This window comes from Streptomyces sp. ATexAB-D23 (genome assembly GCF_000373645.1).
Taxonomy (GTDB): domain Bacteria; phylum Actinomycetota; class Actinomycetes; order Streptomycetales; family Streptomycetaceae; genus Streptomyces; species Streptomyces castrisilvae.
Map to the genome: position 1 here is coordinate 76,293 of NZ_KB892024.1, position 23,114 is coordinate 99,406.

A 23,114-nucleotide genomic window follows, 5' to 3' on the forward strand; every position below is an offset into this window, starting at 1 on the left:
GATCCGAGGAAGGGAGCAAGGCATGCTGGGTTCCGTGTCCTCATTCCCCCAGCAACCCCAACCCTCCCCGTTCTCCGGCCACATGGTGGTCTGCGGAGACGACGCGCTCGCCCAGCGGCTCGCTGTGGAGCTGCGTTACGTCTACGGGGAACGGGTCACCCTCGTCGTACCCCCGGAGCCGGGCGCGGCCAGACCGGAGTCGCCGCTGAGCGGGCGCGGCCGGGCGGCCGCGCTGTTCGGCCGGATGGCGTCCGCGATGAACCGCAACGGCGGCGGGCTGCCCCACGGCTCGGACGGGGACACCAACGCCGGGGTCGAGGCGGTGCGCATCCTCCAGGCGGCTGAGCCCTCCGACGAGTCGCTGGAGGAGGCGGGCATCGACACGGCGTCGGCGGTGGCGCTCGTCTACGACGACGACGAGCGCAACATCCGGGCCGCGCTGACCGCCCGCCGGCTCAACCCCCGTGTCCGCCTGGTGATCCGGCTCTACAACCGCAAGCTCGGCCAGCATCTGGAGACCCTGCTCGACCAGGCGGCCGCCCTCGCGTCCCCCGGCATCGACCAGGCCGCGCTGGACGCCTCCACCACGGTCCTGTCCGACGCCGACACCGCCGCCCCCGCCCTCGCGGCCACCGCACTGGCCGGCTCGACCCGGGTGATCCGGGCGGAGGGACTGTTCCTGCGCGCGGCCGAACGCACCCCTCCCCGGCCCGGCCAGGTCGCCGACCCCGCCCTGTGCACGCTGGCCCTGCTCTCCTCCACCACCCACGACCCGGCCGGCACCGAGGGCTCCGACAGCAGTGGAGCGGAGGGCCCCCAACTCCTCCCCGACCAGGACCAGGTGGCGGCCGCCGCCGGACGCGGCACGGTGGTGCTGGAGGCCGTCACCCAGTCGGGCCCGGCCGCGCCCAAGCCCCGGATGAGCGGCCGGAGCGCCCCGCTGAGCCAGTTCTTCTCGCGCCGGCTGCGGTGGTCGGCGCTGGGCGTCGGGCTGGCCGTCCTCGGCCTCGCGGTGGCCTCCTCGGTCACCACGGGCGACCACCCCCTGCACGCCGTCTACCTCACCCTCCTCGACCTGTTCGCCATGGGCGACCCGGCGATCGGCGACCCGACGCCCCGCCAGATCATCCAGATCCTCTCCGGCATCGCCGGCCTGATGCTCCTCCCCCTCCTGGTGGCCGGCGTCCTGGAGGCCTTCGGCTCCCTGCGTACGGCCTCCTCCCTGCGCCGCCCGCCGCGCGGCCTGTCCGGCCATGTGGTGCTGCTGGGCCTCGGCAAGATCGGCACCCGCGTCCTGGTCCACCTGCGGGAACTGGGCATCCCGGTCGTCTGCGTGGAGGACGACCCCGACGCGCGCGGCATCGCGGTGGCCCGCCGCCTGCACGTCCCGGTCGTCCTCGGTGACGTCACCCACGAAGGGGTGCTGGAGGCCGCGAAGATCACCCGCTCCCGCGGCCTCCTCGCCCTGACCAGCGTCGACACGACGAACCTGGAGGCCGCGCTCTACGCCCGCTCGCTCAAGCCGAACCTGCGGGTGACGGTGCGCCTGTTCGACGACGAGTTCGCCACCGCGGTCTACCGCACCCTGCGCACGGCCCACCCGCAGGCCCTGACCCGTTCCCGCTCCGTCTCCCACCTGGCCGGCCCCTCCTTCGCGGTCGCCATGATGGGCCGGCAGATCCTGGGCGCGATCCCGGTCGAACGCAAGGTGATGCTCTTCGCCGCGATCGAGGTGGCCGGCCACCCGCAGCTGGAGGGGCGCACGGTGGAGCAGGCGTTCCGCGCGGGCGCGTGGCGTGTCCTGGCCCTGGACGTGGCCCCGCCCGCGCCGCCGGGCGCGCCGGGCGCCCCGGCGGAGCAGAGCGGCCTGGTCTGGAACCTCCACCCCGGCTACGTCCTGCGCCCCACGGACCGCGTGGTGGTCGCCGCGACCCGCCGCGGTTTGGCGGAACTCTTGGGGCGGCGGGCGCTGACGCGGCGCTGAGGATCGGTTGCCCCGTCCCGGGCCGACCGGTTCCGTCCTCAACCGCCGGACAGGCTTGAGCGCGGCGCCGGCCCCGCGGGTTTGCCCCGGTCCCAACCGGAGGGTTCCGTCCTCAATCGCCGGACGGGCTGAAGAGCACGCCCGCACTCCCCGGGTGGGGTCCGGGGTCCCTCCGGGGCGTCTCCTCAAACGACGAACGTTCCGCCGGTACGCAGTCGTACCCGGGTATCCGTTCGTCGTCCTGCGGGGACTCCCCTGCACGCCCCCGGACCGCCCGCCACGCGTCTGCACACCAATGGGACGACTGTCGCAGACGCATACGCGTCCGGGTGGGGGCGTGCAGGGCAGTCCCCGCAGAAAATGGCGTACGACCCGGGTACCTGTTCGTCGTCGGGTGAACACGCCATTTTTGAGGAGTCTGCCCGGAGGGACCCCACCCCCACCCACCGGGTGGAGGCGCACCCCCGCGGGTGCGAGGCGCACCCCACGGACGACGACGCCCCCAAGCCCGTCCGGCGATTGAGGACGGAACCCTCACCCCCACCCCCGCCGGCACAGCACGAGCCGGTACCCGTCCGGGTCCTCCACCGTGACGCCCCACTCGTTCCAGTACGGGTTCGGCGAGGTGACCCGCGTACCGCCGGACGCCAGCAACCGTGCCACCAGCTCATCCGGTACGGCCCCGTCCAGGTACAGCACGAGCAGGTCGTCGTCGGTGGGGCGAGGCCGCACAGGGTGGTCGCCCCCGGACGTCAGCTCCAGATGCCAGGACGCGTCCGGATGCCCCACCATGAGAAGGTCATGCGTACCAGGCGCCCGCCCCGCATCCGCGCGGAAGAGGACCGTCAGCCCGAGCCCGGCAACCCAGAAGCGCTCGGCGGCGGCGAGATCCAGGGACGGCCGGGCCAGCCGGACGTGGGTCTCTCCGGTGAATGACACAGACGCCCCTCCTTCATCGAGCGGCACGCACGGCCACGCACCGGAGCCCGCAGCGTACGCACCGGCACGGGCCAGGCACATCGGCCAACGGTCCTGGTCCTCGGGGACCGGACCCCGAGGGACCGGACCCCGCGCTCATATCCGAGGAATACAACCCCCCAACCCCCCGTTGTACCGTGTGCAACGATAGTTCAACGTTCAACCAAACACCCACTCGGCCAGGAGGCGGACGCCATGCAGTTCGGGATCTTCACCGTCGGGGACGTCACCACCGACCCCACCACCGGCACGACACCGAGCGAGCACGCGCGGATCAAGGCGACCGTCGCCATCGCACGGAAGGCCGAGGAGGTCGGGCTCGACGTGTTCGCGACGGGCGAGCACCACAACCCGCCGTTCGTCCCCTCCTCACCGACCACCACGCTGGGCTTCATCGCGGCGCAGACGAACCGCATCATCCTGTCGACCTCGACCACGCTGATCACGACCAACGACCCGGTGAAGATCGCCGAGGACTACGCGACGCTCCAGCACCTGGCCGACGGCCGCGTGGACCTGATGATGGGGCGCGGGAACACCGGCCCGGTGTACCCGTGGTTCGGCAAGGACATCCGCCAGGGCATCCCGCTCGCGGTGGAGAACTACGCCCTGCTGCACAAGCTGTGGCGGGAGGACGTCGTGGACTGGGAGGGCAAGTTCCGGACGCCGCTCCAGTCGTTCACGGCGACACCGCGCCCGCTGGACGGCGTGCCCCCGTTCGTCTGGCACGGCTCGATCCGGTCCCCGGAGATCGCCGAGCAGGCCGCGTACTACGGCGACGGCTTCTTCCACAACAACATCTTCTGGCCCATCGAGCACACGAGGAAGATGGTGAACCTGTACCGGCAGCGGTACGCGCACTACGGCCACGGCACCGCCGAGCAGGCGATCGTCGGCCTCGGCGGCCAGGTGTTCATGCGGAAGAACTCGCAGGACGCGGTACGCGAGTTCCGCCCGTACTTCGACAACGCCCCGGTCTACGGGCACGGGCCGTCGATGGAGGACTTCACGCAGCAGACGCCGCTGACCGTGGGCTCCCCGCAGGAGGTCATCGAGCGGACGCTGACCTTCCGGGACTCGGTCGGCGACTACCAGCGCCAGCTGTTCCTGATGGACCACGCGGGGCTGCCGCTGAAGACGGTGCTGGAGCAGCTGGACATCCTCGGTGAGGAGGTCGTCCCCGTACTGCGCAAGGAGTTCGCCGCGCTGCGGCCGGCCGGGGTCCCCGAGACCGCGCCGCTGCACCCGGCCGTCGCCGCCACGATCACGAAGGAGAACTGACCGTGTTCGCCACCGAACCGCTGAGAATCGTCGCCGTATCGGCCGGCCTCGGCAGCCCCTCGTCCACCCGGCTGCTGGCCGACCGGCTGGCCGCCGCGACGCGGGAGCGGCTGGAGACCGGGCAGGACCGCCCGGTCGAGGTCCGGGTGATCGAGCTGCGGGACCTGGCCGTGGACATCGCGGGCCACCTGGTGTCCGGCTTCCCGCCGGCCGCCCTGGAGGACGCGCTCGCCGCGGTGACCGGGGCGGACGGCCTGATCGCCGTCACGCCGGTCTTCACCGCCTCGTACAGCGGGCTGTTCAAGTCGTTCTTCGACCTGGTCGAGAACACCGCCCTGACCGGCAAGCCCGTGCTCATCGCGGCGACCGGCGGCACCGCCCGGCACTCGCTGGTGCTGGAGCACGCAATGCGCCCGCTCTTCGCCTACCTGCGGGCGGTCACGCTGCCGACGTCGGTGTACGCGGCATCGGAGGACTGGGGCGCGGCGGGCGACGCGTACGCGGACGGCCTGCCGGCCCGTATCCGGCGCGCGGGCGGCGAGCTGGCCCACGCGGTCACGGGCGGCGGCACGGTCTCGGGCGCCCCCAGGGCGCCGGGCCCGGACGACGAGGTGGTCCCGTTCGAGCAGCAGCTCGCCGCGCTGCGCCCGGCCTGACCGACCCCGGGGATCGCCCTTTCGCCCGTTTTAACTAGAGTCGTACGGGAAGGCGTGTCCCGAAGACCAAGCACAACAGCAGAACCTAGCTGGAGGCAGAGATGGGCAGGATCGTGGTGGGCGTCGACGGCTCCGAGTCGTCGGTCAAGGCACTGCACTGGGCCGTACGCCAGGCCCAGCTGACCGGTGACACGGTGGAGGCGGTCAACAGCTGGGAGTACCCCGCGACCAGCTGGGCGTCGATGATGCCGGGCCTGCCGGAGGACTTCGACCCGCAGGCGCTGGCCACCGTGTCGCTCACGGAGACGCTGGAGGAGGCGCTGGGCGCCGAGGGCGCCGCCGCCGTCAGCAAGGTCGTGGTGATCGGCAATCCGGCGCAGGCGCTGCTCGACCGCGCGGAGGGCGCGAACCTGCTGGTCGTGGGCGCACGCGGCTACAGCGGCTTCAAGGCGACCCTGCTCGGCTCGGTCAGCCTGCATGTCACCCAGCACGCGTCGTGCCCGGTGACGGTCGTCCGCAACTGAGGCCAGGGAGGGGGCCCGCACCACGCGTGGTGCGGGCCCCCTCCCGTACGTCACAGCTCCACGACGTCCGCCACCGCGCAGGCCACGTTGTCGGGCGCGCCGGCCGCCGCCGCCAGCTCCATCAAGCCGCGCACGGCCGTGCCGGGCCCGTCCGCCGCAGCCAGCACCCGCGCCAGCTCCCCGCCGTCGACGACGGCCGAGAGCCCGTCCGAGCAGAGCAGATAGCGGTCGCCGGGCCGGGCGTCCCGGACGTCCACATCGGGCCCGAAGCTGTACGACCCGTCGCCGGAGAGCACCTTGAGCAGCATCGCCCGCTGCGGATGCGAGAACGCCTCCTCCTCGGTCAGCGAACCGTCGTCGATCATCGACTGGACGAGGCTGTGGTCGTGCGTGATCCGGAACAGCTCGCCCCCGCGCAGCAGATACGCCCGCGAGTCCCCGATGTGCACGAGGCCCAGCTGCGAACCCGTCCACACCATCGCCGTCAGCGTCGTCCCGGACTCCTCCGGCGCCCCGCCCCCACCGCTCCCCGCGACCGCGTCCCGCACCGCGTGCGCGGCCCGCTCCGCCGCGTCGTGCAGGCTGTTGAGCAGCTCCGCCGCCGGCACCGTGCCCGGTGCGAGCGGTTTCAGCGCGTCGATCGCCGCCGTACTGGCCCCCGCTCCACCCTCGCCGAACCCGTCGGCGACCGCGAGCAGCCGGGCACCGGCGTACACCGCGTCCTGGTTGGTCTCCCGTACCGCACCCGTGTCGGTGCGGGCCGCGTAGCGGATTCCGAGCGTGCCTACCGATGTCATGACGTCCTCCGTCGACAGTTGGTCGATGAGGAAGGCCGCGAGGTCACGGCGGGCCGCCGTCTCCGCCTCGATCTGCGCCCAGTACGCCCGGATCGCGGCGGCGGCCGCGCCGGAGTCCAGCGCGATCACCTCCCTGATCCGGGCGAGCGGCATCCCGATCCGGCGGAGCCAGGCCACCAGCCGGGCCGCCCGCACCTGCGCCGGGTCGTAGTACCGGTAGCCGTTCACCGGGTCGACCAGGGCCGGCGGGAGCAGACCGAGCTCGTCGTAGCGGCGCAGCGCCTTGGCGGACAGCCGGGACAGCCGGGCGAACGCCCCGATCGTCACCAGTGCCGCGCCGGGACCCCGCCCCTGCCCGTCGTCCGTCGTCACCGCGCGCCTCCTCATACCGGGCGGGCTTTCCCGCCCCGGCACACTCGATCCTTGGCCTTCCCCCGTGGGAAAGGTCAAGGACCGATGATGGGCGCCGCGACGCGCGGAGCGGGAGTCACTCCCGGGTGTAGAAGTAGTAGAACGCGGCAAGCAGCCCGCTGAGGCCGATGATCAGACCGATCATGGACGCCGCCAGGATGCTCGCGCCGGACAGGCTGTAGAGGAAGCCGACCGAACCGCCGGCCAGTACCCCGTACGCGGTGGCCCTCAGCTCGCGCGGCAGCCGGTTCTGTATCCGGCCCAGACCGAAGCAGAGCACCGCGAGCACGGCGCCGGAGACCAGGCCGAGGGCCAGCCGGGTGCCGGTGAGGACCCCGCCGCCGCGGACGATGGCCGTCGCGTAGCAGCCGAGGATCACGCCGAGCGTGACGGGAACGGCCCAGCTGCGGACGGGGTGGTGCCGGGCGGGCGCGCGCCGCCTCCCGCGCGCCTGCACCGAAGCGTGTGCGGCCATGGCAGCAAGCTCCTCTCGTCGCCCCCGCTCCTCCTCCAAGGGCACACCTGGTCATGCCGTCCGGCAACTCGGATGGGCTACGGCCCGGGGCGTGCCGCCGCCATCCGGGATTCCCTTGAGGAGTGCGGACGTACATCTCGGTGGCTCTCTCGGCGGTACTGCTGGTGCTGCTGGCCGTCCTGGTGCCGCTGAGCGCGCTGTCCGCCTGGGTCGACCTGGAGATCGACGACACGGACCGTTACGTGGCGGCCGTCGCGCCGCTCGCCGACGACTCCGATGTGCAGAACACCGTCGCCGATCTGATCACCGACAGCGCGATGAAGCAGATCGATGTCGGCCCGCTCCAGAACACCGTCCGCGACTTCCTGCACCAGGCCGTTCAGTCGTTCACCACCACCGGGACCTTCCGCGACGCCTGGACCGCCGCCAACCGCACGGCGCACGAGACGGTCACCGACGCGCTGGACGGGAAGAGCGGCGAGAGCGTCACCATCGACCTGGCACCGGTCACGGAGAAGGTGAAGCGGAACCTGGTGGAGAACGGGGTGCCGTTCGCCGATCAGGTCCCCGTCCAGCACACCGACATCCAGCTGGTCTCCGCCGGCCGCGCGGACCAGCTGCGGCAGAGCTTCCGGTGGCTGCGTGCCGCCAGTGTGTGGCCCGCCGTCGGCACCCTCGCGTTCGCCCTGCTCGCCATCGCCCTGGCCTGGGTGCGCGGCGGCCCCGGCCGCCGGAGCCAGGCCCTGGCCGCGCTGGCGGCCACGGCGGTGACCGGCACCGGGTTCGCGCTGGGGGCGCTGGCGCTGCGCGGGGTGATCGCCCTGGCCCGCGACCGGGTGCTGGCCGAGGTGCCGTCCAGCGACACGGGCGCGGCGGCGGCGGTCTACGACGCGCTGACGCACTCGTTGCACACCACGGTGTGGATCGTCTTCGGTCTGGGCCTGGCCGTCGCGGTGTGCGCCGCGGCGGCCCGGATCTGGGCGCAGCGGGTGCTGCCGGTGCCGGCCGGGGAGTGAGGGCCGCCGGCGTGCGGGGGCGTGCGGGCCGGGGAAGAGTGGGGCGTGGCGTGACTGCCGGGGCGACTGGGAGGTCTGCGTATGCGAGCCATCGCTGTCAGCGCGTCGGGGGCCGGGCCGGTCCTGGCCGAACTGCCCAAGCCGGAACCCCGGCCGGGTGAGGTCCGGGTACGGGTCGAGTACGCCTCGCTGAACCCTCAGGACTGGCAGACCGTGGACGGTCCGGACCCGGCCCCCGGCTCCTTCCCGTTCGTCGTGGGCGTGGACTACGCGGGGCGGGTCGACATGATCGGCGCGGGGGACAACCGCTTCCGCGTCGGCGACCCGGTGTTCGGCCGCGCGGGCGGGGCCGACGGCACGCCGGGCGGGTGCGGGACGTACGGCGAGTACGTGTGCGTGCCGCAGGAATCCGCCATCGCGCTCGTCCCGCCCGGCCTCGCCTCCCGGACCGCCGCGGCCCTGCCGTCCGCCGGGATGGCCGCCGCCCAGATCCTGGAGGCGGTGGCGCTGCGCGGCCACGAGACGCTGCTCGTCGTCGGCGCGGCGGGTGGCGTCGGCTGCTGCCTGACCCAGCTCGCCCGCGCCCGGGACGTCCGCGTGATCGCGGCGGTGCGCGGTGACGAGCGGGCCGGGATGGGGGCGTTGGGCGCCGCCGCCACGATCGACCTGACTCGGGGTGTGCCGGCCGACGCGCTGCGCGGGGCCTGCCCGGACGGCATCGACGCGCTGGCCGACCTGGCGTCGGCGGCGCCGGAGTCGTTCGCCGCGCACGCCTCCGCGGTACGTCCGGGCGGTATCGCGCTCTCGACGCGCGGCGCGGCGGCCGGTGCCCAACTCCCCGGGGGCGTGCGGGGCGTCGACTTCCGTCTCGCCCCGAGCCCGGTCCTGCTGGACGTGCTGGCGGCGGGCGCGGCGGACGGCGTCCTGCGCGTGCCCATCGACATCGAACTCCCCCTGGAGAAGGCCCCCGAGGCCCTGGAACGCAACCGGGAGGGCGGGGCGCGCGGCAAGACGGTCATCGTCCTGCACCACCCCGGGCACTGCTAGGTGTTCTGTCCGGCGAAGATCCGCCGGACGGGCCCTGAGGCGTGTTCACTCGGCGGGGCCGGGTCCCATTCCGCGCAGGCGGTCCATCTCACGCCGGTCCCGCTTCGTCGGCCGGCCCGCGCCCCTGTCCCGTACCGGAACCTGGATCGCGGCCTCACGCGGCGGCGGGGGCGGGCTGTTGTCGATGAAGCAGTCGGCGGCGACGGGCGCCCCGACCCGCTTCTTCACGATCTTCGACACGACGACGACCCGGTCCCGGCCCGCGTGCCTCAGCCGCACCTCGTCACCGACGCGCACCGCCTGTGCGGGCTTGGCGCGTTCGCCGGCGACCTTCACATGACCCGCCCGGCAGGCGGCAGCGGCCTGCGCGCGGGTCTTCGTCAGCCGGACCGACCAGATCCAGACATCGACCCGAACGCTGCCCGTCGCCTGCGGAGCCTCACCGGAAACCATGGGTCCGACTGTAGAGCGTAGGACCGGGCGGTACGCCCCCACGTCAACTCGGCGCCTCTGCCGCGCAGGTGAACGGCGGGCGCGGAGTCGGCGGCGCGGCTGCCCAGGACTCGGTCCGGGCTCGGTTGCGGCTCAGTTGTCCCACAGGCGGGCCGTGCCGCCGAAGGGCCTGATCCGGCCGCTAACCTTACGTATCCGCCCTGGCCAGGGATCAATTCCCGCAGTACGGACATTCATCGCACCCAACTCACGCGAAAGGCCTCGCCCATGGGCATTCGGAGCTTGCTGCGCAAGGTGTTCGGCCGTGACCGCACGGAACAGGACGAGCCGACGACGGCCACGGTCCCGCCCCAGGGCGACCGCTCCCGGGCCGCGGAGTCGGAGTCGGTGGCGGTGGACGGGCCGGTCGCGGAGGACGAGTCGGCGTCCGAACCCGCCCCGCCCGTCAAGATCTCGGTGCCGGCCCCCACGTCCTCGGACACGCCCCGGTCCACGTCCACGTCCTCGTCCACGACGGACGACGGCGACCGGGCGGCGGCCGACCTGGTGGCGGCGGCCTTCGACAAGCCGGCGACGCCCACGGTCCCGTCCCAGAACACCGGCCCCCGCACCGAGCCGGCGGAGGCCGAGCCGAAGCCGGAGGCGGAAGCCGAGCCGGAGACCGAGACCGAGACCCCTGAGCCGGCCGCACCCGCCGCCGCACCCGAGCCGGTCGCCGAACCGGCGCCCGTCGCCGCGACCGAGACCCCGGAGCCCGAGCCGGTCGTGGCCACCGCGACGCCCGAGCCCGAGCCGGTCGCCGAGCCCGAGCCCGTCGTGGCCTCGCAGCCCGTCGGCGAGCCCGAGCCGGCCGCCGCGGCTGAGGCCCCGGCCCCGGAGCCCGAGCCCGTCGCCGAGGCCGGCCCCGCACCGATCACCATCGACATGGACCCGGAACCGGAACCGGAGCCCCTCAAGGCCGCCCCCGCCGCCCCCGCCGGCAAGCCCGCCCTCCCGCTCGCCAAGGTCAAGGCGCGGGCGCCCGAGCTCGTCGGGGCGTACAAGGCGGCGCAGGCCGGGCTGAAGACGCACGGGCTGACCGGGCTGCGCGCCACCGTCTACCTGGTCCTGGACCGCTCCGGCTCGATGCGGCCGTTCTACAAGGACGGCAGCGCCCAGCACCTGGGCGACCGCACACTGGCTCTCGCCGCGCACCTGGACGAGAGCGCCACCGTGCGCGTCGTGTTCTTCTCGACCGAGATCGACGGCACCGGCACGGTGGAGCTGGACGGCCACGAGGGCCGCATCGACGAGCTGAACGCGGGCCTCGGCCGACTCGGCCGGACGAACTACCACCGCGCGGTCGAGGAGGTCGTCGCGCACTACGAGGAGTCCGGGGCGAGCGGACCGGCGCTGGTGGTCTTCCAGACGGACGGCCCGCCGGACGTCCGCCAGGCCGCCCGTCAGGCGCTGGACGCGGCGGCCCGGCTGCCGCTGTTCTTCCAGTTCGTCGCGTTCGGCGAGAAGGACGCGAAGGGCTTCGACTTCCTGCGGAAGCTGGACGCCCCGAACACCGGCTTCTTCCACGCGGGCCCCGCCCCCCGCGAGGTCGCGGACACCACGTTCTACCGCGAGCTGCTCGCCGCGCTCCCCGCGTGGGTCGCCGGGCGCGAGACGGCCGCCGGCTCCTGAGCCGTCGGCAGGCGTACGGTCACGGCGAGCCCGCCCTCCGGGCCCGGCACCGCCGTGACCGTACCGTCGTGGGCCATCGCGATGGACCGCACGATCGACAGGCCGAGCCCCGAGCCCGGCCCCATCCGGTCCCTGCCCTCGCCCCGGCGGAACGGCTCGAACAGGCCGGGGATGTCCGCCGCTTCCACCACCGGTCCCGTGTTGCGGACCTCCAGCAGCACCCCGGACCCGGCCGGCAGCACCGCCACCTCCACGCTCCCGTCGGGGACGTTGTACGTCACCGCGTTGGCCAGCAGGTTGGCCACCAGCTGAGCCAGCAGCAGCCGGTTGCCGCGCACCGGACAGGGCCGTGCGTCGAGCCGTACGCCCGGGTGCCGGGAAGCCTCCTCGGTGACCACCCTGGCCAGGTCCACCGGCTCCCGCTCGCTCACCCCGAGACCGCGCTCGCTGCGCGCCAGCACGAGCAGTCCCTCGATGAGCCGTTCGCTGCGGCGGTTGTTGTCCAGCAGCGTCTGCCGGGTCCGTACGAGGTCGTCGGGGGTCGGGTCGTCGAGACCGACCTGGATCGCGGCACGCTGGGTGGCCAGCGGGGTCCGCAGCTCGTGCGAGGCGTTGGCGATGAACCGCCGCTGGCTGTCGAAGGCCTTCTCCAGCCGGGCGAGCAGCGCGTCGAGCGTGTCGCCCAGCTCCTTGAGCTCGTCGTCGGGACCGCTGGGGGCGATCCGCTCGTGGAGTGTGTGCGCGGAGAGCCGGCGCGCCTTGGCCGTCATGGCGTGGACGGGCCGCAGGACCCGCCCCGCGGTCCACCAGCCGACGCCCACCGCGCACGCGGTCATCACGAGCAGCGCGGCCGCCGACCAGATGAGCAGCTGATGGCCGGCCGCGTCGCTGACGTGGTCGGTGAGGTCGTAGACGGTCGGCGGGCCGAGACGGTGGCGGCTGACGAGCGGCCCGTTGACCGCGTAGCCGGGCTGGACCACGGCGGCCGTCTCGGCGATGGCGCGGGCCTGCGAGTCCGTACCGGCGCGGGAGGCCAGGTTGACGGTGGCGAGCAGGGCCGTGCCGAGGACGAGGAAGACCCCGCCGTAGACGAGGGCGATGCGGGTTCTGATCGTGGAGTGCGGCAGCAGCGCCGGACGCTTCACAGTGCGTACCCCACGCCCTGCACGGTGCGGATCAGGGCCGGCTCGCCGAGCTTGCCGCGCAGCTTGCTCATGCAGACGCGGACGGCGCCCGTGAAGGGGTCGGCGTTGGCGTCCCAGGCCCGCTCCAGCAGTTCCTCGGCGCTGACCGTCCCGCCGTCCGCCTCCAGCAGCAGCTGGAGCACGGTGAACTCCTTCGGCGACAGGTCCAGGTCCCGCCCGTCCCTGGTCGCGGACCGGCGTACGGTGTCGAGCCGGATGCCGTACCGCTCCAGCTGCGGCGGTACGGGGCGGGCGCTGCGCCGCCGCAGGGCGCGCACCCGCGAAACGAGTTCGGGGAACTCGAAGGGTTTGCCGAGATAGTCGTCGGCGCCCAGGTCGAGCCCGGCGACCCGGTCCTCCATGGTCCCGGCCGCCGTCAGCATCAGGATCCTGGTGCGGGAGCCCGAGGCGACGAGTCCGCGCGCCACGTCGTCGCCGTGCACCCGGGGCAGGTCGCGGTCCAGCACGACCACGTCGTAGTCGTGCAGCCCCAGGTAGGCCTGGGCGGCATCACCGCTGTACACCGTGTCGACGGCGAATCCGGCCCGCCGCAGCCCGGTGGCGACCAGTTCCGCAAGGATTTCCTCGTCCTCGGCGACCAGTACCCGCATCGTGATGTCCCTCGCCTCGTGCATGCGTGTCCACTCCCTCCCAGGATGCGTCCTTGATACGGGAAGGGAGGTTTCGCAAAGCTCTCCGATACGGGAGGACACGTTTCGCAAAGCTCTCCGTCCCGGGACGGGCCCCGCGCGGCGGGCGGCTCAGCGGCGCAGCGACTGGGCGTCCCCCATCACGATGACGGGTTGGAGGGCCGGGTCGAGGACGCCGAGGAGCTGCTTCATCCGGTCCTCGGTGACCGAGACGCAGCCCTGCGTGGGCCCGCCGTGGTCGACGTGGATCCAGATGCCTCCGCCGCGTTCCTCGCCGAGGGGGCGGGTGCGATCGAGCGGGGAGGTGCCGGGGGCCCGGTTGTAGTCGATGGCGACGACGTAGTCGAAGGAGCCCTCCAGCGGCTCCCCCTGGAACCCTTCGCCGGTCACGGCGAAGTCGGGGCTCAGGTCGTACGGGAAGGCGGTGTCCGGGGGTGCGAGACGGCCGCCGGCCGCGGTCAGGGTGAAGACGCCGACGGGTGAGCGCAGATCGCCCTCCTGGTGCTCGTCGGTCCAGCCGTTGAGCGCGTTGTGCGCGGGCCAGGGCGGTAGCGCGGCCCGCCAGCCGGGGCCGGTGGGGCCGTCCCGGGTGTAGAGGACGGCGGTCGATGTGGGGGAGTCCGGGGACTCCCCGGTGACGACGAACGCCTGCCGCGCCCCGGCCGGGATCGCCGCCCGGGTCTGCGGACCGAGCCCCGGGATCTCCGCCGGCACCGGCGACGGCTCCGGCGCGGACGGAGACGGGGACGGGGATGCCGCCGCCCCGGGCGGCCCCGGTACACCGTCGACGTGCGCGCGCTCCGTGGCGCCGCCCAGGTCCGTACCGGCGATGCCACCCGCCCCGCATCCGGCGAGCAGCACGAGAAGGACGAGGGCGCAGGCGACGTGGGGCAGGCGCAGGGGTGCGTGCGAAGGGGACGCGGGCACGGAGGGCTCCTCAGCGGTCGGCACGCCGGTGTCGGCCCAGCCAGTCATTGCCGCCCGCGCAGCCGCCCAATCCGCCGCGGAGCCCATCCGGCCGTAGCCGTTCAGGTGATGCGTGTACTTGTATGCAACCGGACGCGCACTGGGACCTGTCCGGCGGATCTTCGCGGGCCCACGAGGATCCGCCGGACAGGCCCCAGCAGTGAAACAGCCCCCGGCCGGTGAGGGCCGAGGGCTGTTTCACGTGAAACCCCAGTGCGGGGCGCGCGGCTTGGACGGCTACTTCTGCGCGTCCTTCGCCGGCGCGGCCGGCTTGCGGAGCTGGATGTTCAGCTCGCGCAGCCGGGTCTCGTCCAGCACGGTCGGCGCACCCATCATCAGGTCCTGGGCGTTGCCGTTGAGCGGGAAGGCGATCGTCTCGCGGATGTTCGGCTCGTCGGCCAGCAGCATCACGATGCGGTCGACGCCCGGGGCGATGCCGCCGTGCGGCGGGGCGCCGAGGCGGAAGGCCTTGAGCATGCCCGCGAACTCGTGCTCCACGGTCTCGCGGTCGTAGCCGGCGATCTCGAAGGCCTTGATCATCAGCTCGGGCTCGTGGTTCCGGATGGCTCCGGAGGACAGCTCGATGCCGTTGCAGACGATGTCGTACTGCCAGGCGAGGATGTCCAGCGGGTCCTTCTCCTCCAGGTCCTTCAGGCCGCCCTGGGGCATCGAGAAGGGGTTGTGCGAGAAGTCGATCTTGCCGGTCTCCTCGTCCTTCTCGTACATCGGGAAGTCGACGACCCAGCAGAACCGGAAGACGCCCTCCTCGAAGTGACCGGCCCGCTTGGCGGCCTCGACGCGGACGGCGGACATGATCTTGGAGACCTCGTCGAACTCGCCGGCGCCGAAGAAGACGGCGTGGCCCGGAACGAGGGAGAGCCGCTCGGTGAGCGTCTTGACGTCGGTCTCGGTGAGGAACTTGGCGATCGGGCCGGCCAGTGTGCCGTCCTCGCCGACGCGGACCCAGGCCAGGCCCTTGGCGCCGTGCTCCACGGCGTACTCGCCGAGGCCGTCGAAGAACTTGCGGGACTGGCCCGCGGTGTCCGGCACCGGAAGGGCACGGACGTGCTTGCCGGCGAAGGCCTTGAACCCCGAGTCCGCGAAGACGTCGGAGATGTCGACCAGCTCCAGCTTGGCGCGCAGGTCCGGCTTGTCGTTGCCGTACTTCAGCATCGACTCGCGGAACGGGATGCGCGGGAACGGCGAGGTGACGTGGCGGCCGTTGCCGAACTCCTCGAAGAGCTCGGTCATCAGCTTCTCGATCGGCCGGAAGACGTCTTCCTGCTCCACGAAGGACATCTCGACGTCGAGCTGGTAGAACTCGCCCGGCGAGCGGTCGGCGCGGGCGTCCTCGTCGCGGAAGCACGGCGCGATCTGGAAGTAGCGGTCGAAGCCGGAGATCATCAGCAGCTGCTTGAACTGCTGCGGGGCCTGCGGCAGCGCGTAGAACTTGCCGGGGTTCAGCCGGGACGGGACGACGAAGTCACGGGCGCCCTCGGGGGAGGTCGCGGTGAGGATCGGCGTCGCCATCTCGTTGAAGCCGAGGGCCACCATCTTGGACCGGATCGCGGCGATCACGGCGGAGCGCAGCATGATGTTGCGGTGCATGCGCTCGCGGCGCAGGTCCAGGAAGCGGTACTCCAGGCGCCGCTCCTCGTTGACCCCGTCCTCGGCGTTGATCGTGAAGGGCAGCGGGCCGGCCTCGCCCAGCACCTCGACCTCGGAGACCTCGATCTCGATCTCACCGGTCGGCAGGTCCGGGTTCACGTTGTCGGCGCCGCGTGCGGAGACCTTGCCGTCGATCCGTACGACGGTCTCCTTGGTGAGCTTCGCCAGGGCGTCGTTGCCGGGGGTGCCGGGGCGGGCGACGAGCTGCACCAGACCGTAGTGGTCGCGCAGATCGATGAAGAGGATGCCGCCCAGGTCTCGGCGATTGTGCAGCCAGCCGCTCAGCCGGACGTCGGTGCCGACGTCAGAGGCGCGGAGCTCGCCGCAGGTGTGGGACCTGTACCGATGCATCGTCGTTCATCCAGTCTTCGCGGTTGGGGGAGGAATCAGCCTCCCCAGGCTACCGCCCGCGACCGGAGCGTTTCATTGCCTTTGCCCTTACCAAGATCGTCCGCACGCCCGCACCGCTGCCCTCCGGGTACATGCAGGTTTAAAGTGGGGCAATGCGCACCGAGGATGTGCTGGCCGCGACCGCGACCGGGCTGTGGCGCTGGGACAACGAAGCCGGGACGGTCACCCTGGACGCGGAGGCCGCCCGCCTGCTGGAGCTGCCCGCCGAGCCCGGTGTCTTCCGCGAGTCCGAGGTTCGCGCCCGCTTCCACCCCGTCGACTGGAACGAGATCATGGGCGTGATCTCCCTCGCCGTCGCCGAGGGCACCCTCGCCGAGGCCCGGCTGCGGATCGTGGACGGGGACGGCCGGGTCCTGCGCACCGTGCGCAGCCGCTCCAAGCCGGTCCCCGGCGGCGATGACGGCAGGGACTACGCGCTCATCGGCACCCTCCAGGAGACCGTGGAGCCCCCGCCGGGCACCGCCGGGGCGCAGGCCGCGATCACCGGTGACTGGCGGCGCTCCCGCGAGGCGTTCCTGCTGGACGCCGGCCGGGCCCTGGCCGAGGCGGGGTCGACCACGGAGGTGCTGCGGGTCGCCTACTCGCTCTCCATGCCCGGGTTCTCGCCGGACGGTCTCGCGGTCTTCGGCGTCGAGGGCGAGCGGCTGACCATCGTCGGGCAGCACGGGCACACCCTGGGCGACGAGGGCCCGTTCACCGACATGCCGCTGGAGACGGACTACCCGGCCACCGAGGTCATCCGGACCGGCCGGGCCATCTATCTGCCCACCCCGGACGACTACCGCAGCCGCTACCCCGCCACCTGGCCGCTGGTCCGGCGGTTCGGGCGCCGCTCCTGGGCGTTCCTGCCGCTCATCGTGTCCGGGCGCACGATGGGCACCTGGATGGCGGGCTTCCGGCACCCGGTGTCCTTCTCGCCGGACGAGCGGTCCGTGCTGACGACCGTGGCCCGGATGCTCGCCCAGGCGCTGGACCGGGCCGGCGTCGCCGACACCGAGCGGGAGCTGTCACTCGGCCTCCAGCGCTCGATGATGCCCTCGCTGGGCCCCGGCATCCCGGGGATGACCGTGGCCGCCCGCTACGTCCCGACCGGGGGCGGCCTCCAGGTCGGCGGCGACTGGTACGACCTGATCCCGCTCCCCAACGGCCGCATCGCCCTCGTCATCGGCGACGTCCAGGGGCACGACGTACGGGCGGCGGGGATCATGGGCCAGCTGCGGATCGCCCTGCGCGCGTACGCCTCCGAGGGGCACCGCCCCGACGCGGTGCTCTCCCGCGCCTCCCGCTTCCTCTGCGGGCTCACCGACCCCCACGAGGCCGACGAGGCCACGGCTGCGCGTTTCGCGACCTGCCTGTACGCGGAGGCCGACCCGGAGACCGGCGTCCTGGACATCGCGCGGGCCGGCCACCCCGACCCCGTGGTGATGACGGCCGACGGGACCGCCGTCATCCGGCAGACCGAGGGCGGGCTGCCGCTCGGCATCGAGGCGGACACGGACTATCCGACGACGCAGGTCGTCCTGGAGGCCGGGCAGACGATCATGCTCTGCACGGACGGGCTGATCGAGACCGGCGGCCATGACCTCGTCACCGGCTGGGTACGGCTGCAGCCCATCCTGGAGCGGCACACCGACGACCTGGAGAGGCTCGCGGACGCGCTGGTGCAGGCCGTGCACGGCCCCGGCTCGCACTACACGACCGGGCCGCTCCCCGACCGGCGCGAGGACGACGTCGCGGTGCTGCTGCTGCGCCGCGAGGGGCCCGTCACACACCCGCCCGCGCCCCGGCGGACCGCTCTGACCATCGCCCAGGCCGAGCCGGAGCGGATCTCGGTGGCCCGGCAGCAGCTGCGGGAGCTGCTGCACGACTGGGCGGACCCGGACCAGGTCGACGCGGCCGTGCTGCTGCTCTCCGAGATGGCCACGAATGTCCTGGTGCACACGGACGGCGACGCGCTGATGGTCGCGCAGGCCGGCGGGGTGCCGGGGGAGCGGTGTCTGCGCGTGGACATGTCCGACGGCAGCGACGAGCTGCCGCACAAGCGCAGCCCTGGGGAGATGGCCTCCAGCGGCCGGGGCCTGGTGCTGATGGAGATGCTCGCCCACCGGTGGGGGGTCGACCCGCGCGGGGCGGGCAAGTCGATCTGGTTCGAGCTGAACGAGGCGGAGGAGCCCGCCCTGCCGGACCTGGACGCCCTGCCCGATCTGTGAACCGTCAGGACCTAGTTCTCAGGGGTCTCCGGGTGGCCGCCCTTGCGCAGCTCCCCCAGGATGCCGAAGGCAGCCGCGCACAGCGGCACGGCGAGCAGCATGCCGAGGATGCCCGCCACGCTCGCGCCCGCCGTCAGCGCGATCAGGATCATCGCGGGGTGCATCTGGACCGTACGGCTCTGGATCATCGGCTGAAGGATGTGGCCCTCCAGCACCTGCACGGCGAGGACGACACCGAGCGCCCACAGCGCGATGACGAACCCCCGGTCCGCGAGCGCCACCAGGACCGCGACCGTTCCGGAGATGAACGCGCCGAGGTACGGGATGTAGGCGCCGACGAGCACCAGCGCGCCGAGCCCCACCGCGCCGGGCACCCGCAGGATCAGCAGCCCGACCGTGATGCAGACGGCGTCGATCAGCGCGATGAGCGTCGTTCCGCGCATGAAGCCCTCGACGGCTTCGAAGGCGCGCCGTCCCATCGCCTCGACCATGGCCCCGGTGCCGCGCGGGGCGACGGCGTGGGCGAGACGTGCCGCCCGGTCGGAGTCGCGGAGGAAGAAGAAGGTCAGCAGCAGGGCGAGGACGCTGGTGGCGATGAGGGAGCCGATCAGGCTGATGCCGGTGAGGAGCCCGCCCGCGGCGCTCGCACCGAACTTCGAGACCAGCTGGCGGGCGTTGGCCGCCAGGTCGTCCACGTTGGTGCCGTCCGCGACGTCGAAGTGGTCGATGACCCACTGCCCGGCGTCCTTCAGTGACCGGACGATCTGGTCACCGGTCTCCACGAGCGCGGAGACGACGATGTAGCCCGCGCCGCCGACGACGGCGACGAGGAGCGCGCAGGTGACGAAGGCGGCCAGCGAGCGGTTCACGCCGTGGGTGGTCATCCGGCGGTGCACCGGGCCGAGCAGCGCCGTACCGAGCAGCGCGAGCAGTACGGGTGTGACCGCGGTCTTGAGGGCGATGCACACCCAGACGGCGACGGCGGTGACACCCGCGACCAGCAGGAGGACGCCGCACCAGGCGGCCGTCCGCCGGGCGCCGTCGGGCAGGAGGGGCTTCTGGGTCTGCACCCTCTCAGCCGATCACGCCCGGGAAGCGCTGTCCCGCCCGTGCCGCCGTACGAGCGACGGGGTGTCGCCCGGCGGCGGGGCGGGAGGCGGTCACATGCCGTGGACGGCGGGCACGGTGCCGAGGCGGCCGGCCTGGAAGTCCTCGAAGGCCTGCTTCAGTTCGGCCTGGCTGTTCATCACGAACGGCCCGTAGTGCGCCATCGGCTCGCGGATGGGACGCCCGCCGAGCAGGACGACCTCCAGGTCGGGGGTGTTCCCGTCCTGCTTCTCGTCCGCGCGCACGGTCAGCGAGGAACCGGCGCCGAAGACGGCGGTCTGGCCCAGGTGGACGGGCCGGCGCTCGGCCCCGGCGGTGCCGCGCCCGGCGAGGACGTACGCGAGGCCGTTGAAGTCCTCGCGCCAGGGGAGCGTCACCTCGGCGCCGGGGCGCACGGTGGCGTGGATCATCGTGATCGGGGTGTGGGTGATGCCGGGGCCCTCGTGGCCGTCGAGCTCACCGGCGATGACCCGGAGCAGCGCGCCGCCGTCCGGGGAGGCGAGCAGTTGGACCTGACCGCCGCGGATGTCCTGGTAGCGCGGGGCCATCATCTTGTCGGCCTTGGGCAGGTTCACCCAGAGCTGGAGGCCGTGGAAGAGGCCGCCCGACATGACGAGGGACTCCGGCGGTGCCTCGATGTGCAGCAGCCCGGAGCCGGCGGTCATCCACTGGGTGTCGCCGTTGCCGATGGTGCCGCCGCCGCCGTTGGAGTCCTGGTGGATGAAGGTTCCGTCGATCAGGTACGTCACGGTCTCGAAGCCGCGGTGCGGGTGCCAGGGGGTGCCCTTGGGCTCGCCCGCCGCGTACTCCACCTCACCCATCTGGTCCATCATGATGAACGGGTCGAGGTGCTTGTAGTTGATCCCCGCGAAGGCGCGGCGGACCGGGAAGCCCTCGCCCTCGAACCCGCTCGGCGCCGTGGTCACGGCGAGCACGGGACGGGCCGCGGCGTCACCGGAAGCGGCCACCTTGGGCAGGGTCAGCGGATTCTCGACGGTCACTGCGGGCATGGGAGCCACCTCCGGGGGACTGTTCTGGAACCAATTTAGTTGAATGGTGAACATCCTGCAAGGCTCCGGCCATTCCCGCACCGTGCCCCGGCAGCCGGAAGGGGCCCGTACCGAGAGCGGTACGGGCCCCTTCCGGAAGACCTCGGCCAGGCCGGTCAGCCGTACATGCGGCGCATCGCGAAGTCGACCATCTGCTCGACGGCCTTGGCGTCGAAGACCATGCGGTGCTCGCCCTCCATGTCCAGGACGAAGCCGTAGCCGGTGGGCAGCAGGTCGATCACCTCGGCGCCGGTGATCACGAAGTACTTGGACTCCTTGCCCGCGTACAGCCGCAGCTCCTTGAGCGTGGTGAACATCGGGATCACGGGCTGCTGGGTGTTGTGGAGCGCGAGGAAGCCGGGATTGTCGCCGCGCGGGCAGTAGACCTTCGACGTCGCGAAGATCTGCTGGAAGTCCTCGGCGGCCAGCGAGCCGGTCGTGAACGCCCGTACCGCGTCGCCCAGCGAGGGCGGCGAGGGTTCGGGGTACAGCGGCTGCTCGCCGTAGCCGCCCCCCATCGGCTGCTGCGCGCCCTGGTTCTGGTCGTAGCCGTACATGGTGCAAAGAGTAATCGGCCACATCTGCGACTCGGGGGGTTGCGCCTTATTACTGACGGGTAGCATCATCGTAGAGGTCAGCTGATACGTCCGGGCCACCCCTCCACGGGGCGCTGCGCGCCACTGCTATTGATTACGGAGCCTTCCCATGGGGCACTACAAGTCGAATCTCCGCGACATCGAGTTCAACCTCTTCGAGGTGCTCGGGCGCGACAAGCTGTACGGCACCGGACCGTTCGCGGAGATGGACGTCGAGACCGCGAAGAGCATCCTCGACGAGGTCGCCCGCCTCGCGGAGAACGAGCTCGCCGACTCCTACGCCGACGCCGACCGCAACCCGCCGGTCTTCGACCCGGAGACCAACACCGCACCGGTCCCCGACACGTTCAAGAAGTCGTACCAGGCCTTCATGGACTCCGAGTACTGGCGCCTGGGCCTGCCCGAGGAGATCGGCGGCACCACCTCGCCCCGCTCCCTGATCTGGGGCTACGCGGAGCTGCTGCTCGGCGCCAACCCGGCCGTCTGGATGTACTCCTCGGGTCCGGCGTTCGCCGGCATCCTCTTCGAGGAGGGCAACGAGGCGCAGAAGAAGGTCGCCGAGATCGCCGTCGAGAAGCAGTGGGGCTCGACGATGGTGCTGACCGAGCCGGACGCCGGCTCCGACGTCGGCGCGGGCCGCACGAAGGCCGTCGAGCAGGAGGACGGCTCCTGGCACATCGAGGGCGTGAAGCGCTTCATCACCTCGGGCGAGCACGACATGTCCGAGAACATCCTCCACTACGTGCTGGCCCGCCCCGAGGGCGCGGGACCCGGCACGAAGGGCCTCTCCCTCTTCCTGGTCCCGAAGTACCACTTCGACTGGACCACCGGCGAGCTGGGCGAGCGCAACGGCGTGTACGCGACGAACGTCGAGCACAAGATGGGCCTCAAGGCGTCCAACACCTGCGAGATGACGTTCGGCGACCGCCACCCCGCCAAGGGCTGGCTCATCGGCGACAAGCACGACGGCATCCGCCAGATGTTCCGCATCATCGAGTTCGCCCGCATGATGGTCGGCACGAAGGCCATCGCCACGCTCTCCACCGGCTACCTCAACGCGCTGGAGTACGCCAAGGAGCGCGTCCAGGGCACCGACCTGTCGGAGTTCATGAACAAGACGGCGCCCAAGGTCACCATCACGCACCACCCCGACGTGCGCCGCTCGCTCATGACGCAGAAGGCGTACGCCGAGGGCATGCGCGCCCTCGTCCTCTACACCGCCTCCGTCCAGGACGCGATCCAGGAGAAGGAGGCCGCGGGCGAGGACGCGAAGGCCCTGCACGGCCTGAACGACCTGCTGCTCCCGATCGTGAAGGGCTACGGCTCCGAGAAGTCCTACGAGCAGCTGGCACAGTCGCTCCAGACGTTCGGCGGCTCCGGGTACCTCCAGGAGTACCCGATCGAGCAGTACATCCGTGACGCCAAGATCGACACGCTGTACGAGGGCACGACGGCCATCCAGGGCCAGGACTTCTTCTTCCGGAAGATCGTCCGCGACCAGGGCGCCTCGCTCAACGCGCTCTCCGAGGAGATCAAGAAGTTCCTCGCGGGCGCCCAGGGCAACGAGGAGCTGGCCGGCGCGCTGGACAGCCTCGCGAAGGCCGCGGTGGACCTGGAGGCGATCGTCGGCACGATGATCACCGACCTCACCGCCACCGGCGAGGACGTCAAGAACATCTACAAGGTGGGCCTGAACACCACCCGCCTGCTGCTGGCCTCCGGCGATGTCGTCGTCGGCTACCTGCTGCTCAAGGGCGCGGCCGTGGCCGCCGAGAAGCTGCCGACGGCCTCCGCGAAGGACGTCGCCTTCTACCAGGGCAAGATCGCCGCCGCGAAGTTCTTCGCCGCGAACATCCTCCCGGGCGTCGGCGCCGAGCGCGCCCTCGCCGAGTCCGTCGACAACTCCCTGATGGACCTGGACGAGGCCGCGTTCTAGGGCGCCGCAGCCCGCTCGTCAACGGCGCCGCCACCCGGACACGC

20 protein-coding genes are annotated in these 23,114 nt (G+C 72.3%); 9 read left to right on the plus strand and 11 right to left on the minus strand.

Annotation, left to right across the window (positions count from 1 at the left end):
• The first annotated feature begins 22 nt into the window (after positions 1 to 22).
• Complete coding sequence (locus tag B082_RS0120945; protein ID WP_018553774.1) at positions 23 to 1,984, plus strand: NAD-binding protein; 1,962 nt, start codon at positions 23 to 25, stop codon at positions 1,982 to 1,984.
• 534 nt (positions 1,985 to 2,518) lie between these two features.
• On the opposite strand, the gene B082_RS0120950 is transcribed toward B082_RS0120945, so the two are convergent.
• Positions 2,519 to 2,923, minus strand: a complete 405-nt coding sequence (locus tag B082_RS0120950) for a VOC family protein (RefSeq protein ID WP_018553775.1) — start codon at positions 2,921 to 2,923, stop codon at positions 2,519 to 2,521.
• Between the two features lie 234 nt (positions 2,924 to 3,157).
• Between B082_RS0120950 and B082_RS0120955 the strand changes: the two genes are divergently transcribed.
• The 3 genes from B082_RS0120955 to B082_RS0120965 all read left to right on the plus strand — a co-directional run bounded on the left by B082_RS0120955 (position 3,158) and on the right by B082_RS0120965 (position 5,423).
• Entirely contained in the window at positions 3,158 to 4,243 is a 1,086-nt protein-coding gene (locus B082_RS0120955; RefSeq protein WP_018553776.1) for an LLM class flavin-dependent oxidoreductase, read from the plus strand.
• Between the two features lie 2 nt (positions 4,244 to 4,245).
• Positions 4,246 to 4,899: an FMN reductase gene (locus B082_RS0120960; RefSeq protein ID WP_018553777.1), complete on the plus strand. Its 654-nt coding sequence runs from the start codon at positions 4,246 to 4,248 to the stop codon at positions 4,897 to 4,899.
• A gap of 101 nt (positions 4,900 to 5,000) precedes the next feature.
• On the plus strand, positions 5,001 to 5,423 hold the full coding sequence (locus B082_RS0120965) for a universal stress protein (RefSeq protein WP_018553778.1): 423 nt from the start codon (positions 5,001 to 5,003) through the stop codon (positions 5,421 to 5,423).
• Between the two features lie 50 nt (positions 5,424 to 5,473).
• Here B082_RS0120965 and B082_RS0120970 read toward each other — a convergent pair whose 3' ends face one another.
• Together B082_RS0120970 and B082_RS0120975 are read right to left on the minus strand one after the other, a co-directional pair.
• Positions 5,474 to 6,607, minus strand: coding sequence for a MerR family transcriptional regulator (locus B082_RS0120970; RefSeq protein WP_051094656.1), 1,134 nt, complete (start codon positions 6,605 to 6,607; stop codon positions 5,474 to 5,476).
• A 100-nt stretch (positions 6,608 to 6,707) separates the two neighbouring features.
• Positions 6,708 to 7,106 (minus strand): hypothetical protein, encoded by a 399-nt coding sequence (locus B082_RS0120975; protein ID WP_018553780.1) that lies wholly within the window; start codon positions 7,104 to 7,106, stop codon positions 6,708 to 6,710.
• Positions 7,107 to 7,228: 122 nt separating this feature from the next.
• On the opposite strand from B082_RS0120975, the gene B082_RS0120980 reads away from it, so the two are divergent.
• Both B082_RS0120980 and B082_RS0120985 read left to right on the plus strand, forming a co-directional pair.
• Positions 7,229 to 8,122, plus strand: a complete 894-nt coding sequence (locus B082_RS0120980; protein WP_018553781.1) for a hypothetical protein — start codon at positions 7,229 to 7,231, stop codon at positions 8,120 to 8,122.
• Between the two features lie 81 nt (positions 8,123 to 8,203).
• Positions 8,204 to 9,169 (plus strand): NADP-dependent oxidoreductase, encoded by a 966-nt coding sequence (locus B082_RS0120985; RefSeq protein ID WP_018553782.1) that lies wholly within the window; start codon positions 8,204 to 8,206, stop codon positions 9,167 to 9,169.
• Between the two features lie 45 nt (positions 9,170 to 9,214).
• Here B082_RS0120985 and B082_RS0120990 read toward each other — a convergent pair whose 3' ends face one another.
• Positions 9,215 to 9,622 carry an RNA-binding S4 domain-containing protein gene (locus B082_RS0120990; protein ID WP_018553783.1) on the minus strand — a complete coding sequence of 136 codons (408 nt, stop codon included), beginning with the start codon at positions 9,620 to 9,622 and terminating at the stop codon, positions 9,215 to 9,217.
• A gap of 267 nt (positions 9,623 to 9,889) precedes the next feature.
• Between B082_RS0120990 and B082_RS0120995 the strand changes: the two genes are divergently transcribed.
• Positions 9,890 to 11,293, plus strand: a complete 1,404-nt coding sequence (locus B082_RS0120995) for a VWA domain-containing protein (RefSeq protein ID WP_018553784.1) — start codon at positions 9,890 to 9,892, stop codon at positions 11,291 to 11,293.
• On the opposite strand, the gene B082_RS0121000 is transcribed toward B082_RS0120995, so the two are convergent.
• From B082_RS0121000 to aspS, 4 genes are all read right to left on the minus strand, one after another.
• Positions 11,227 to 12,438 carry a sensor histidine kinase gene (locus B082_RS0121000; RefSeq protein WP_018553785.1) on the minus strand — a complete coding sequence of 404 codons (1,212 nt, stop codon included), beginning with the start codon at positions 12,436 to 12,438 and terminating at the stop codon, positions 11,227 to 11,229. The genes B082_RS0120995 and B082_RS0121000 overlap by 67 nt on opposite strands.
• A complete protein-coding gene (locus tag B082_RS0121005) occupies positions 12,435 to 13,088 on the minus strand; it encodes a response regulator transcription factor (RefSeq protein ID WP_199783834.1) in 654 nt (217 codons plus the stop codon). Before B082_RS0121005 ends, B082_RS0121000 begins: the two co-directional genes overlap by 4 nt.
• Before the next feature lie 150 nt (positions 13,089 to 13,238).
• On the minus strand, positions 13,239 to 14,054 hold the full coding sequence (locus B082_RS0121010) for a L,D-transpeptidase family protein (protein ID WP_026250015.1): 816 nt from the start codon (positions 14,052 to 14,054) through the stop codon (positions 13,239 to 13,241).
• Between the two features lie 276 nt (positions 14,055 to 14,330).
• The gene (aspS, locus tag B082_RS0121015; protein WP_018553788.1) at positions 14,331 to 16,112 is read right to left on the minus strand and encodes an aspartate--tRNA ligase; all 1,782 of its coding nucleotides are present in this window, start codon (positions 16,110 to 16,112) and stop codon (positions 14,331 to 14,333) included.
• 152 nt (positions 16,113 to 16,264) lie between these two features.
• On the opposite strand from aspS, the gene B082_RS0121020 reads away from it, so the two are divergent.
• Positions 16,265 to 18,382: an ATP-binding SpoIIE family protein phosphatase gene (locus B082_RS0121020; protein ID WP_018553789.1), complete on the plus strand. Its 2,118-nt coding sequence runs from the start codon at positions 16,265 to 16,267 to the stop codon at positions 18,380 to 18,382.
• Positions 18,383 to 18,393: 11 nt separating this feature from the next.
• On the opposite strand, the gene B082_RS0121025 is transcribed toward B082_RS0121020, so the two are convergent.
• The 3 genes from B082_RS0121025 to B082_RS0121035 form a co-directional block, all read right to left on the minus strand.
• Positions 18,394 to 19,452, minus strand: coding sequence for an AI-2E family transporter (locus tag B082_RS0121025; protein WP_018553790.1), 1,059 nt, complete (start codon positions 19,450 to 19,452; stop codon positions 18,394 to 18,396).
• 90 nt (positions 19,453 to 19,542) lie between these two features.
• The gene (locus B082_RS0121030; RefSeq protein ID WP_018553791.1) at positions 19,543 to 20,499 is read right to left on the minus strand and encodes a pirin family protein; all 957 of its coding nucleotides are present in this window, start codon (positions 20,497 to 20,499) and stop codon (positions 19,543 to 19,545) included.
• Positions 20,500 to 20,654: 155 nt separating this feature from the next.
• Positions 20,655 to 21,095: an SseB family protein gene (locus B082_RS0121035; RefSeq protein WP_018522179.1), complete on the minus strand. Its 441-nt coding sequence runs from the start codon at positions 21,093 to 21,095 to the stop codon at positions 20,655 to 20,657.
• A 148-nt stretch (positions 21,096 to 21,243) separates the two neighbouring features.
• Between B082_RS0121035 and B082_RS0121040 the strand changes: the two genes are divergently transcribed.
• On the plus strand, positions 21,244 to 23,070 hold the full coding sequence (locus B082_RS0121040) for an acyl-CoA dehydrogenase (protein WP_018553792.1): 1,827 nt from the start codon (positions 21,244 to 21,246) through the stop codon (positions 23,068 to 23,070).
• Positions 23,071 to 23,114: the final 44 nt, after the last annotated feature.

Coding starts and splice junctions, on each gene's coding strand:
- B082_RS0121005 (WP_199783834.1), bottom strand. CDS start 13,088: ATGCGGGTACTGGTCGCCGAGGACGAGGAAATCCTTGCGGAACTGGTC.
- B082_RS0120965 (WP_018553778.1), top strand. CDS start 5,001: ATGGGCAGGATCGTGGTGGGCGTCGACGGCTCCGAGTCGTCGGTCAAG.
- aspS (WP_018553788.1), bottom strand. CDS start 16,112: ATGCATCGGTACAGGTCCCACACCTGCGGCGAGCTCCGCGCCTCTGAC.
- B082_RS0120975 (WP_018553780.1), bottom strand. CDS start 7,106: ATGGCCGCACACGCTTCGGTGCAGGCGCGCGGGAGGCGGCGCGCGCCC.
- B082_RS0120990 (WP_018553783.1), bottom strand. CDS start 9,622: ATGGTTTCCGGTGAGGCTCCGCAGGCGACGGGCAGCGTTCGGGTCGAT.
- B082_RS0120995 (WP_018553784.1), top strand. CDS start 9,890: ATGGGCATTCGGAGCTTGCTGCGCAAGGTGTTCGGCCGTGACCGCACG.
- B082_RS0120955 (WP_018553776.1), top strand. CDS start 3,158: ATGCAGTTCGGGATCTTCACCGTCGGGGACGTCACCACCGACCCCACC.
- B082_RS0121035 (WP_018522179.1), bottom strand. CDS start 21,095: ATGTACGGCTACGACCAGAACCAGGGCGCGCAGCAGCCGATGGGGGGC.
- B082_RS0120945 (WP_018553774.1), top strand. CDS start 23: ATGCTGGGTTCCGTGTCCTCATTCCCCCAGCAACCCCAACCCTCCCCG.
- B082_RS0120985 (WP_018553782.1), top strand. CDS start 8,204: ATGCGAGCCATCGCTGTCAGCGCGTCGGGGGCCGGGCCGGTCCTGGCC.
- B082_RS0121040 (WP_018553792.1), top strand. CDS start 21,244: ATGGGGCACTACAAGTCGAATCTCCGCGACATCGAGTTCAACCTCTTC.
- B082_RS0121030 (WP_018553791.1), bottom strand. CDS start 20,499: ATGCCCGCAGTGACCGTCGAGAATCCGCTGACCCTGCCCAAGGTGGCC.
- B082_RS0121020 (WP_018553789.1), top strand. CDS start 16,265: ATGCGCACCGAGGATGTGCTGGCCGCGACCGCGACCGGGCTGTGGCGC.
- B082_RS0120970 (WP_051094656.1), bottom strand. CDS start 6,607: ATGAGGAGGCGCGCGGTGACGACGGACGACGGGCAGGGGCGGGGTCCC.